This window comes from Paenibacillus macerans (genome assembly GCF_900454495.1).
Lineage (GTDB): Bacteria > Bacillota > Bacilli > Paenibacillales > Paenibacillaceae > Fontibacillus > Fontibacillus macerans.
On record NZ_UGSI01000002.1, the window covers coordinates 64,509 to 77,106 of the forward strand.

At 54.7% G+C, this 12,598-nt stretch carries 11 protein-coding genes; all 11 read left to right on the top strand.

From position 1 onward, the window contains the following. The first annotated feature begins 4 nt into the window (after positions 1-4). Positions 5-1,015 (top strand): ABC transporter permease, encoded by a 1,011-nt coding sequence (locus DYE26_RS23375; protein WP_230876947.1) that lies wholly within the window; start codon positions 5-7, stop codon positions 1,013-1,015. Next, positions 982-2,010 (top strand): ABC transporter ATP-binding protein, encoded by a 1,029-nt coding sequence (locus DYE26_RS23380; protein ID WP_036618258.1) that lies wholly within the window; start codon positions 982-984, stop codon positions 2,008-2,010. The genes DYE26_RS23375 and DYE26_RS23380 overlap by 34 nt, the downstream gene beginning before the upstream one ends. Beyond that, positions 2,007-3,050 carry an ABC transporter ATP-binding protein gene (locus DYE26_RS23385; protein ID WP_051985150.1) on the top strand — a complete coding sequence of 348 codons (1,044 nt, stop codon included), beginning with the start codon at positions 2,007-2,009 and terminating at the stop codon, positions 3,048-3,050. Before DYE26_RS23380 ends, DYE26_RS23385 begins: the two co-directional genes overlap by 4 nt. 702 nt (positions 3,051-3,752) lie before the next feature. After that, positions 3,753-4,949 (top strand): IS4 family transposase, encoded by a 1,197-nt coding sequence (locus tag DYE26_RS23395; RefSeq protein ID WP_115311256.1) that lies wholly within the window; start codon positions 3,753-3,755, stop codon positions 4,947-4,949. A 477-nt stretch (positions 4,950-5,426) separates the two neighbouring features. Further along, positions 5,427-6,518 (top strand): LCP family protein, encoded by a 1,092-nt coding sequence (locus DYE26_RS23400; RefSeq protein ID WP_036618261.1) that lies wholly within the window; start codon positions 5,427-5,429, stop codon positions 6,516-6,518. A gap of 174 nt (positions 6,519-6,692) precedes the next feature. Next, on the top strand, positions 6,693-7,121 hold the full coding sequence (locus DYE26_RS23405; RefSeq protein ID WP_036618263.1) for a CBS domain-containing protein: 429 nt from the start codon (positions 6,693-6,695) through the stop codon (positions 7,119-7,121). Positions 7,122-7,204: 83 nt separating this feature from the next. Beyond that, the gene (locus DYE26_RS23410) at positions 7,205-7,507 is read left to right on the top strand and encodes a MazG-like family protein (protein ID WP_036618264.1); all 303 of its coding nucleotides are present in this window, start codon (positions 7,205-7,207) and stop codon (positions 7,505-7,507) included. Positions 7,508-7,513: 6 nt separating this feature from the next. Continuing rightward, positions 7,514-8,434, top strand: coding sequence for a DUF2232 domain-containing protein (locus DYE26_RS23415; RefSeq protein ID WP_036618266.1), 921 nt, complete (start codon positions 7,514-7,516; stop codon positions 8,432-8,434). An 11-nt stretch (positions 8,435-8,445) separates the two neighbouring features. Beyond that, positions 8,446-10,437: a DHH family phosphoesterase gene (locus DYE26_RS23420; protein WP_036618268.1), complete on the top strand. Its 1,992-nt coding sequence runs from the start codon at positions 8,446-8,448 to the stop codon at positions 10,435-10,437. Beyond that, the gene (rplI, locus tag DYE26_RS23425; protein WP_036618270.1) at positions 10,434-10,877 is read left to right on the top strand and encodes a 50S ribosomal protein L9; all 444 of its coding nucleotides are present in this window, start codon (positions 10,434-10,436) and stop codon (positions 10,875-10,877) included. Before DYE26_RS23420 ends, rplI begins: the two co-directional genes overlap by 4 nt. Beyond that, positions 10,878-12,239 (top strand): replicative DNA helicase, encoded by a 1,362-nt coding sequence (gene dnaB, locus DYE26_RS23430; RefSeq protein ID WP_036618272.1) that lies wholly within the window; start codon positions 10,878-10,880, stop codon positions 12,237-12,239. Positions 12,240-12,598: the final 359 nt, after the last annotated feature.

Consider the following 12,598-nt stretch of genomic DNA (forward strand, 5'->3'; position numbering starts at 1 on the left):
CGAGCTGAAAGTTCCGTATCCGTCCGGCCCTTCTCCGGAGCCGCCCGTTCCGAAGCCGGCGGAATCTTCCGTAACCGGCGGCAAAGCCGAGCCGGCGCTTTCGTCCAAAAAGCCGCCCGGCCCATGGAGAATGCTCTGGAGCAAATTTTCGCATAATCCGTACGCCATGACGGGTCTGGGCGTGCTGTTGTTTTTCATTATCGCCGCTGTATTGGCACCGCTGATTTCAAGGCATGATCCGGCGAAAATCGATCTGTTGTACGCCAACCTTCCGGCCGGTTCGCCAGGGCATCTGCTCGGCACCGATGAGCTGGGGCGGGATATTTTTACCCGGCTGCTGTACAGCGCCCGCATTTCCTTGCTGATCGGCTTTTCCGTGGCTTTGGCGTCGGTTGTGATCGGATCGGTCGTCGGGGCGTTGTCCGGGTACTTCGGCGGCTGGGTCGACACGGTATGCATGCGCATCGTTGATGTGATGAATTCGGTGCCCACCTTGTTTCTCAATATCCTTGTGCTTGCCATCTTCGGGTCCGAAATCCGGTACATGATCATGATTTTGGCCTTGACGAGCTGGATGAGCATCGCCCGTCTGGTCCGGGGCAACTTTCTGCAGCTGCGGGAAATGCAGTATGTGGAAGCGGCAAGGGCGATCGGGGTATCGGATATGGGGATCATTTTCCGCCATCTGCTGCGCAATTCCAGCTTTCCGATTATCGTCAATGCGACGTTAATGGTAGGCACGGCCATTTTGAGCGAATCGGCTTTGTCCTACCTGGGGCTCGGCATCCAGGCGCCGGCGACGAGTTGGGGGCTTATGCTCAGCAATGCGCAGGAATTTATGCTGATCGATAAAATGCAAGCCGTTTATCCCGGGCTGTGCATCCTGATCGTTGTGCTGGCGGTGAACTTTATCGGCGACGGCATTCGCGACGCCCTGGATCCCAGACAGAACATCAGCAAATCGCGGAGGAGGCTGACAAAGTGGCGGAAAAATTACTCGAAATCCGCAAATTGACGGCAGGGTTTCTTGCGGAGCAGGGCGTCGTCAAGGCAACCGACCGCATCTCGCTTAGCCTGGACAAAGGGCAAACGCTGTGCCTGGTCGGCGAGTCGGGCAGCGGAAAAAGCGTCACCTCGCTGGCCATTATGCGGCTGCTTGATTATGCCGGGGGGATGATTTTGGAGGGAGATATCAGGTTCCGCGGGCAGAATCTGTCGCAGATGAGCCAGGAGGAAATGCGCCAAATCCGCGGAAATCGGATTGCCATGATATTCCAGGATCCGATGTCGGCGCTAAACCCGGTATTTACGGCCGGGGAGCAAATTGCCGAAAGCTTAAAGCTGCACCAGAACAAAAACGGGGAGGAAGCCTGGAGCATGGCGGTCGATTTGCTGCGTCTGGTCGGGATTCCGGCTCCGGAGATCCGCGCCAAGCAATATCCGCACGAGCTGTCGGGGGGCATGTGCCAGCGCGTCGTGATCGCCATTGCCCTAGCTTGCAATCCGGAGTTGCTGATCGCCGATGAACCGACGACGGCGCTGGACGTGACGGTGCAGGCGCAAATTCTCGATCTGCTGCGGAAGCTGCAGGCCGAGCTGGGGATGTCGATTTTACTGATTACGCACGACATGGGCGTGGCCGCGGAAATGGCCGACCGGGTCGCCGTCATGTACGCTGGAGCGATCGTGGAGGAAGGGCCGGTGGAGGAAATCTTCGCCCATCCGAGCCATCCATATACAGTGGGGCTGCTGCAATCGATTCCGGGCTTTGAAGGGGAGCGCGGAGGCGAGCTGTATACGATCCAGGGAACGATTCCGCCGATCGGACAGCTGCCCTCGGGGTGCCGGTTTCATCCCCGCTGTCCGTATGCTAAGGACATTTGCCGGCAGAAGGAGCCCGGCGAATTTCTGGTTGGGAACGATCATCGCGCGGCGTGCTGGTTGTATGAGGATAAGCCGGTGTTCGCGGCGGGGGAGCCCAGCGGAAGAAGCGGGGTGAAACCGGCATGATCATCAACACGGCGCCTTTGCAGTCAGCACCGAAGGCGGAGAGCCAAGATTCCGGGGAGATTTTGGTGGATATCCGCAACGTAAAGAAATATTTTCCGATTCAAAAAGGATTGTTAAGCCGGGTCGTTGGGCACGTGAAAGCCGTTGACGACGTTTCATTGGCCATTCGCCAAGGAGAGACCTTCGGGCTCGTCGGTGAATCGGGCTGCGGCAAATCGACGTTGGGACGCGTTATATTACGGCTTCAGGGCGCGACGGACGGGGAGGTCGTGTTCCGGGGGCGGGATATTCACAAGTTAAAGGGCCAGGAGCTGCGAAAATTGCGCGAGGAAATGCAGATCATTTTTCAAGATCCGTTTGGCTCGCTGAATCCGCGTTTTCTGGTTAGGGATATCATCGGCGAACCGCTGCGCGTTCACCGCAGCATGTCGGCCAAACAGATCGACGAGCGCGTTGTTGAGCTGATGGAGCTGGTCGGGCTGGATGCCAGCCGGCGCAACCGGTACCCGCACGAATTTTCCGGGGGACAGCGGCAGCGGATCGGTATTGCCCGGGCAATTGCCCTGAACCCGAAATTTATCGTCGCGGATGAGGCTGTTTCGGCGCTGGACGTCTCCGTGCAATCGCAGGTCATCAATTTGCTGATGAAGCTGCAGCGTGAATTGGGGTTGACGTTTTTGTTCATTGCCCACGGTTTGAATGTCGTCCGTCACATATCGGACCGGGTAGGGGTGATGTACCTCGGCAAACTGGTGGAGGTGGGGGAAACCGAAACGTTGTTTGCCGCGCCGCTTCATCCTTATACGGCCGCCTTGCTGTCGGCGATTCCCAAGCCTGCGCCGGGACGCCGCAAGGAGCGCGTCGTGCTGCAGGGGGATGTGCCGTCGCCGGCAAATCCGCCATCGGGCTGCCGGTTCCACACCCGCTGCCCGTTTGCCGGGGACAAATGCGCCAAGGTGGAGCCGAAGCTGACGGAAGCCGGGCCCGGCCGCCAAGTGGCTTGCCACTTTCCGCTCGGCGCGGATAGCGGTTTGGTATAAGGCTGGAAATCGGTAGCAATGGAATAATAGAAAGAACAGGGGGCTGCTCTCATATGAGGAACAGGCCTCTGTTTTTTTGGATTCGGAGCCTCGGTTTCCTGATACTTCAAGGAAAACTACCGCTAAACGCGGTCTGGCTTCTTTATGGAATTTTCGGCAGGGTTAGGGAGGTTGCGCAGCTAGAGAAGGGAGGAGAAGGGGAATCTGGGGCTAAGGGACACCAGAGCCGTTATTTTCGGAAAAACGGACGTATGCAAAATGTACGGACACAGATGACCTTATTTACCTCAAATCGGCTTGGGTGAACGGGTTTAGAGCGAAATAGGGTCATGTGGGCCCGTTAGGGCACTGGCGTTGCATTAACGCTTATACAAAATCTCAGGTACACCTTGCCCGCTATTCCATTTGAGATCACGTCAGAAATCTAACGGTTGTATTATTCGCTATTTTGCATAAAAAGACCCTTTCTAAATTTTAACGGTTGTGAGCGCGGTTATCTGCTCAAATCTGAGCCCAAATCGCCGGGTTTTAGCTAAATAAGCGCTACGGCAACACTAGCGTTGCATAAAACCTAACGCGAATAATCAAATATTAGTTAAATATGGGTAATTATGATCATTTTTCATGGAAAAAGCATAAAAAATCTCCTATTGTAAAGAGGTAGGTACGTTGTCCATAACTCTCTACAAAAGGAGACCAACCATGGATAACGTTAAAGCTAAAACGGTCATTTGTCAACTGATTTCCTTACTGCCCATCGATGTGCATCAACGTTTACTCTTCGACCATTACACCAAGAAACTTACCACGATGAAAGCGATCATGCTCTTCATCAATGCTCAGTTGAAACAATGGTCATCTTACGGTGAAATGGAAATTGCACTTCGTGCTGAGCCGAAACTTCAGCAGCTTCTACAGTTGGAGAGTATCAGCGGCTCGCAATTATCCCGAAAACTCGATCAGATCCCAACGGAGCTGTTGGAGTGGATGTTTCAGCATCTGGCATCACAAACACAGCAACGTGCTTGCCACCAGGGCCAGAGCGGGAAATTGCACATCATTGATTCTTCCAGCATTCGACTGCCGCTTCAACTTGGAAGTTGGGCCAAGATGTCAAATAAGAGTAGCGGCGTCAAGATGCATCTGCGCCTCGTTGTTACAGCTCCCGACAAGCTATTTCCTGATGCCATGATCCCCAGTTCGCTCAATGTAGGGGATCGTGCGGGGGCCGTTGAACTGGTCGTCCCCTCGGATGCGATTTATGTGATGGATCGCGGTTATGATGATTATGCCCGGATGGATCAATGGGTCCAGGACAACATCCAGTTTGTGATCCGTATGCGAGATCGCGCGCTTGCCACCGTCATTGAGGAGTATCCTGTTCCGGAAGGCTCGAACATCACGCGGGACGCCAAGGTTTGCGTGGGCAGTTCCTTCCGATCCATGGAACATTCCGTTCGTTTGGTGGAGTTTTATGACGAGCAGGAACGGACTTATCGTATTTTTACATCGGTATGGGATAAGACCGCTGAAGAAATCGCGCAGATCTACAAAAATCGCTGGCTCATCGAGTTGTATTTTAAATGGCTGAAGCAACATTTGCGATTGAAGAAGCTGCACAGTCATAAACCACAGGCTATTTGGAACCAGTTATTCTTGGCTTTAATTACTGCCTTGCTCGTGGAGCACATCCGGCACAGCACCCAAACGGCAAAAACAAACTGGCAAGTGCTCCGGATTCTCCGCGAGTATTTGTACCGTTCATGGCGATCCTTTCGAACCGAACTGGATCGGAAACCCAGTCGAAGTAGTCCGGGGAGACGTCCGGGGTCAGGTCCCAAAGCGTTATCGGTGCGCACAATGGTTGGGATAATTAAGCCAAGCAAGTTCAAGGAATAATATCCATTATATACATTTAATGGGACATCGCGACCTACGCATTAGGTAACCTTGGCTTTTTGGTCTTAAGCTTAAAAAATGACTGTAAAAAAATCCATTTATAGTTTCAATAATCCAAATGTGGGTTTTGCTGAAAATTGATGTTAGTGTTCTTGCAACGCTAGTGCTACGGCAACCGTTAGAATATGAAAACGGCGATATTGGAGCAAATAGCGGCTGTGGCAACCGTTAGAATATGGTGACAGAATGTGGTGACGAGAAAATGTATCTTGTCGGATTAATCTCTTGCGCTGGGAGATGTTTTACCAGATACCTAAGCGGCCTGTCCGGCGGGAGGTATGTCGGTTATTGTTGTACCGTAATTCCTCAATGTGTTATAGTACGAAACGATAGAGATATTTTTGTCGGCAAGTTGGGAATGGTATTTTTACTATATAATGGAAATTTAAATCTATGAATTAAAAACGGAGGCATCATATGATAGAAAGGCAGAAACGCAGCTCGAAGCGTAAAAAGAAGAAGCTAGGTAAAAAGTCGTGGATTGCAATCATCGCCATCGTGCTGATCATCGGGGCGGGAGCCTACATGTTCCGCAAGCCGCTGGCCATCATGGCGTTTGACTTGTTCCTCTCCGGACAGGTGGAGAAGCAATTGCAGGAATCCTATGCTCCGCTGGGGGGCGAAACGGAGCCGCAGCAGGTTGCTCAGGAGCAGGGACAGGAGCCGTTCACCATACTGCTGCTTGGTGTCGATCAACGGGATAATGAACCGGCCCGATCCGATACGATGATTTATGCGGTGGTGCGCCCGGAAGAGGAAAAAGTGCTGCTCATTTCCATTCCCCGCGATACGTATACGGAAATTGTGGGTAAAGGCAGTATGGATAAGATTAACCACGCGTATGCTTTTGGCGGCGAGAAAATGGCGAAGGACACCGTGGAGAACTTACTCGGTTATCCGGCCGATTATTATGCGGCGATCAACTTTCATGGGCTGAGGGAAATTGTAGACGCCCTGGGCGGCATTGAGCTGCCGATCACCAAGGATATCGTCAATAAGGAGAAATACCACGAGAAATTTACGATTAAGGCCGGCAAACCGCTGTATAGCGGGGAAGAAGCGCTTAATTACGTCAGATACCGGGAGGACAGCGACTTTGAACGGACGAAACGCCATCAGATCTTTTTGAATGCGATGGTAAACCGGATGCTGAAGCTGGACCAGGTGACGAAAATTCCCGAATTGATGGACATGATGGGGGAAAACTTCAAAACCGATCTTGCGCCAAGCAAAATCATCGACCTGTCGAAGCAGGTGCTGCTCGGGAAGCAGCAGCCACAGATCAGCGGGTTCACCATTATGGGCGAAGGGATGCGCATCAAAGGGATTTATTATGATAAAGCCAACGAAGAGGATGTCGCCTTCGCCAAAGAGATGATCGGGAGCTGGATCGATCCGGAAACGGAGCCGGATAAATTGATTACACCGGAATCGCGCGACGCGGAAAAGGCCGAGACTGAAGCCGGGGCTTCAAACGGAAGCGATTCGGGAACGTCCGCGGCGCAATAGCGGGAGAGCGATAGGAGCATAGCCGTAGAATCCCGTCATATTTTAAAATATAGTGAAAAAATTCGGCAGTCCGGTTTCCGGCTGCCGATTTCTCGCGGGATGGGCGGAACAACTCCCGTTTTGAAACGTAACAAATAGGGGAGCCTGAAGAAAGGTGAGGAGGATTTCGATCCGATGAATATTGCATTTTTTTTATTGCCCAAAAACGATGTCGTCACCGTCACGCTGGATTCCACACTGCGGCAGACGCTGGAGCGGATGGAGTTTCACCGTTATACGGCGGTGCCGATTATCAGCCAGGACGGGGCCTATGTCGGAACGGTGACCGAAGGCGATTTGCTGTGGCATATGAAAAACTCCGGCGGCAAAATAAACTTTGAGACCGCTTCAAAATTTTTGCTGAAGGATGTTCCGCTCAAGATGGATATCAAGCCGGTGCGCATCGATGCGGATATGGAGGATTTGATCAATTTGGCAAAGGTGCAGAACTTCGTGCCGGTAGTGGACGACCGGGGGCGGTTTATCGGTATCGTCCGCCGCAGCCAAATTATCGAATATTGCGAAAAGTTCGTCACCAGAAACGTGCTGGAATCCAATAAATAGAAGGCGTTTGCGTCCCTTGGCGCATTTGCTATATGCTATAATGAAGAATAAGTTTTTTTCGGGGAGGGTGGAAGCTGTCCGCCATGCAAAGGGAAATGGATGTGGCCAAACGCGCCAAGGTGATTGAATGGCTTAAAACCGAAGTTGTCGATCACGTATCCCGTTTGTTTAAGGCACTTTGGGAAGGCAGCACGACACGGGTAACGGACAGTCTTGCCAGTCTGATCGTCAGCAGCTATATTTTGGGGCGCAGACTTGGTGTTTCCTATCGGGATATGGATGACAGTATTCTGGAAAAACTAAGGAAGCATCAGCAGGAGGGTCACCAGTTGGAGGATTGGTATCAGGATATATCTGCACTTGAAGAACATATGCGTAAGAGGTGAACCCATTTGAAGTTGCGCTGGACATCGGTGGCCTGGAGCGCCGTTTATTTGCTGCTTCTGCTGTCACTCGCTACTCCGCTGACCGTTGTTACGATTTTTTTTCTAATGGTACCGGGCGTCTTGCTCTACACGACGTTGTCCACCAGAGCGTTTATCGCGCATACGGCGGCCGTTTGGCTGATTGCGGCGCTTGTTTTCGGGCCGTTCCTATTGCTGGAGGCTGTGTTTTTCATCATCCCCGCGATCGTGATGGGTTATTTATATAAAAAAAGAAGCCCGGCCTTTCGGATCGTGATGTCCGGGACCGGGACGCTCCTGCTGGAATTTATTCTGGTGCTGCTGATCAGCACGGTGTTCTTCAACTTCAATCTGGCCACGGCCATTGAAGATATGATCAATGCGGCGGTTGCGCCTTTGCAGGACGTGGCCGACAGCTCCATGTCGGGCGGGTTGGTCTGGTCGCCAGAGTTGAGCCAGCAGTTTTCCAGCCTGACCGTACGGATGGTGCCGTTCACGATGATCGTCTGCTCGCTGCTGATGGCCGCCGTGGCCCATGCCGTCTCCCGGCCGACGCTGGCCAGTCTGGGGCATGCCGTTCCGAAGCTGGCGCCGATCCGGGACTGGAAGCTTCCGCGCTCGCTAATCTGGTACTATTTGATCGGGCTGCTGATCCAATTGTTTGCCGGCGGAGTCATACAAAATGGGTTCCTCGGCACGATCGTGCTCAATCTGATGCCGCTGCTGCAGTTTTTGTTTATGGTACAAACGGCAAGCTTCTTCTTCTTTGTGGCTTATCATCGCAGGTGGAACCCGGCCATACCGGTGCTGCTCGTGGTGGCGCTCTTGTTCATTCCGCCTTTGCGTATCGTGGGGATTCTGGACATCGCTTTTCCGCTGCGGGATATGATTACTAGACCAAGACGATAGGGTGAGAAGGCATGCCAAATCTTTTGCAAAAACGTTGGTACGGTTATCAAACCGTGTGGATGTTCATGCTTCAGCTGCTGCTCGTCATCTTCGTCTCCTATTACAACTGGATTCTGGGACTCGTCAGCCTTTGCCTGGTCGGGGTGCTGACCTATAACATGCTGCAGGCGGAACGCCGGTTCCGCAAGGAACTGGTCCGTTACGTCACGGATCTGAACTATCGCGTCAAACGGGTGGAAGGCCAAGTGGTCGGCAGTCTTCCGTTTGGGCTAATGCTCTACAGTGAGGACCGGACCGTGGAATGGCACAACCGGTTCGTCGGCGGGATGTACGGCAGGGATTCGGTCGTCGGTCAGCCGCTCGCCGAGCTGCTGCCGCAGCTGCAGCTGCCGCAGCCGGGGGGACGGGACAAGAAGGAAGGACACGGCGGAAAAACGAAAGCGGAAGCGATGGTGGATGATCGTTATTACGAGCTTACCGTTGATCAGGCGGAGCGGCTCATTTACATCCACGATATGACGGAACTGGCCGTGCTGCGCGAGCGCTACGAAGACGAACGCGCCGCGCTGGGCATCGTTCTGCTGGACAATCTCGACGAGGCGACGCAGGGGATGGACGACCAGCAGCGGACGGCGTTGATCGCCCGGGTCGCGACAGCGATCACGGAATGGGCCAAACAGTACCGCGTTTATCTGCGTCGGCTGTCTTCCGAACGGTATCTGATGATCCTGAATCAGAGATCGCTGAACGAACTGGAGCAAAGCCGGTTCGTCATCCTCGACGAGGTCCGCGAGATGACCGCGGACCTGAAGGTGCCGATTACGCTCAGCATCGGCCTCGCTTTCGGCACCGAGCGCTTCAGCGAGCTGGGCGAACTCGCCCAGTCCAGCCTCGATATGGCGCTCGGGCGGGGGGGCGACCAGGCCGCGGTGAAGGCCGGTCAGAGGTTGTCTTTCTATGGCGGCAAATCGGGCGCCATAGAGAAGCGGACGCGCGTTCGCGCCCGCGTCATCGCGCACGCTCTGCGCGACCTGATGCAGGAGAGCGACCGCGTCATCATCATGGGCCATCGCGTCCCGGACTTCGACGTGATCGGCGCCTCCATCGGCGTGCTGAAAGCCGCCGATATGTACAAGGTCGAAGCCCACATCGTCCTGGATGGCCCGAACCCGGGCATCGGCAGCCTGATGGAGCATATCGGCAAGGACGACGCCTTGATGCGGCGGTTCATTACGCCCGAGCAGGCGCTCGGTATGATGACGCAGCATACGCTGCTCGTGCTCGTGGACACGCATAAGGCGTCGATCACGATGGAGCCGCGGCTGGTGGAGGAGGCGAGCCGGGTAGTCGTCGTGGACCACCATCGGCGGGGCGAGGAATTCGTGAGCGACGCGGTGCTCGTCTATCTGGAACCGTACGCCTCCTCCGCCTGCGAGCTCGTAACCGAGCTGTTGCAGTACATTCACGAGAAGGTGGAGATCAGCCCGCTGGAGGCGACGACGCTGCTGGCGGGGATGACGGTCGATACGAAGCATTTTGCGCTGCATACCGGGTCGCGCACGTTCGAGGCGGCGGCGTTCCTGCGGCGGAACGGGGCCGACACGGTGCTGGTGCAGCGGCTGCTGAAGGAAGACCTGAAAGAGTATATCGCCAAGGCCGATATCATCAAGCATGCGCGGATGATTCACGGGCATATTGCCGTAGCCGCGGCGGAGCCGGGCCGCAAAGTCCCGCAGCTGCTGATCGCCCAGGTGGCCGATACGCTGCTGAACATGACGGGCGTGCAGGCTTCGTTTGTGATCTGCGAGCGGCCGGACGGCCTGATCGGCATCAGCGCCCGTTCGCTCGGCAGCATGAACGTGCAGGTTGTAATGGAACGGCTGGGCGGCGGGGGGCATTTGACCAATGCCGCCGTGCAGCTGGAAGGAACCCAGGCGGAAGCGGAGAAGAAGCTGCTCGCCGTGCTGGATGAAATGGAGAAGGAAGAGGGGTTGTTCGAATGAAAGTAATCTTTTTGCAGGATGTCAAAGGTCAAGGCAAAAAAGGGGAAATCAAAAACGTATCGGAAGGCTACGCGCAAAATTTCCTGATCCCGCGCGGATTGGTCCGTCCGGCGACGGAAGGCAACGTGAAAACGCTGGAGCAGCAAACGGCGGCGGAGCTAAAACGAAAGGCACAGGAGAAGGAAGACGCGATCCAGCTGGGCAAGAAGCTCGAAGAGATCACCGTTGAACTGAAAGCGAAAGCCGGTGAAGGCGGACGCCTGTTCGGCGCGATCACCAGCAAGCAGGTGGCGGACGCGCTGGAGAAATCCGGCGTGAAGCTGGATAAACGGAAAATCGAAATGCCCGAACCGATTCGCTCGCTTGGCGTGACCCAGGTTTCGGTGAAGCTGCATCCGGAAGTAAAATCGACGCTGAAGGTTCACGTGGCGGAGGAGTAAATGAGCGGCGATCTGTTTTTCGATCGGATCCCCCCGCAAAATCTGGAAGCGGAGCAGGCGGTGCTTGGGGCGATCCTGCTTCAGTCGGAGGCCCTCATCACCGCGATGGAGCGGGTGCGGACCGAAGATTTCTATGACAAGCCCCATCAGTTGATATTTGAAGCGATGGTTCAGCTTGGCGAGGAGAGCAAGCCGATCGACCTTGTCACGCTGACGGCCAAATTGAAGGACCGCGGCGAATTGGAAGATATCGGCGGGGTCAGCTATTTGGCCAAGCTCGCGCATGCCGTGCCGACGGCCGCGAACGTGGATTATTACGCGCGGATCATCGAGGAAAAGTCGATGCTGCGGCGGTTGATCCGCACGGCGACGCAGATCGTCAGCGACGGTTATGCCGGCGGCGAGGACGTCTCCGGCATGCTCAGCGACGCCGAGCGGAGCATCCTGGAGATTTCCAACCGCAGCTCGGGCAGCGGGTTCGTGGCGATCCGCGACGTGGTGATGGAGGTGTTCGACCGCGTCGAGCAGCTCCATCAGAACCGCGGAACGACGACCGGCATTCCTTCCGGCTTCGTCGATTTGGACCGAATGACGGCGGGGTTCCAGCGCAGCGATTTGATTATCGTGGCGGCCCGGCCGTCGGTAGGCAAAACGGCGTTTGCGCTGAATATCGCCCAGAACGTGGCGGTGCGCGCCAAAGAGACGGTCGCCATCTTCAGTCTGGAAATGTCCGCGGCGCAGCTGGTGCAGCGGATGATCTGCGCCGAGGCCAACCTCGACGCGGGGATCATGCGGACCGGCGATTTCAAAAACGACGACGATTGGGCGAAGCTGACGATGGGCATCGCCGCCTTGTCGGAAGCGGAGATTTACATCGACGATACGCCGGGCGTGACGGTCGCGGATATCCGGGCGAAATGCCGCCGCTTAAAGAAGGAAAAGGGCCTCGGCATGATTCTGATCGATTACCTGCAGCTGATCCACGGCCGGGGCAAACCGGGCGAAAACCGGCAGCAGGAAGTATCCGAGATTTCGCGGACGCTCAAGCAGATTGCGCGGGAGCTGGAAGTGCCGGTCATCGCCTTGTCCCAGCTTAGCCGGGGCGTCGAGCAGCGGCAGGACAAGCGGCCGATGATGTCCGACTTGCGGGAATCCGGTTCGATCGAGCAGGACGCTGACATCGTGGCGTTTCTGTACCGGGACGATTACTATAATCAAGAGACCGAAAAGAAGAACATCATCGAAATCATCATTGCCAAGCAGCGGAACGGGCCGGTCGGGACGGTCGAGCTGGTGTTCCTGAAGAACTTCAACAAATTCGCCAACTACGAACGGGCGCATACCGACGCGTTTGCCGGGTAAAAATTATAAAGACACTGCAAAACACGCAGGAAGGAACTAATTGTCCATATTATTTAGCTGCTGATTGAAGTATATGGTACGAGCAAGATACAAGAGCTGACGTTTATCGTCGGCTCTTTTTTTGTTTAAGTTAAAGCGGGCAACGGGAACGAACGGCCGAAAGTCTAGCGGTTGCAGCAGCGGCTATTTGCCGAAAAAAGACCTTTTTTAAATTCTAACGGTTGCGATCGCCGTTATTTGCCTGAATCCAAGCAAAAATTACCGGTTTTCAACGAAATAAGCACCATGGCAACCGTTACAATTTGAAATCAACGTTATTTGAACAAATAGCGCTTGTGGCAACCGTTAGCATTTAAAAT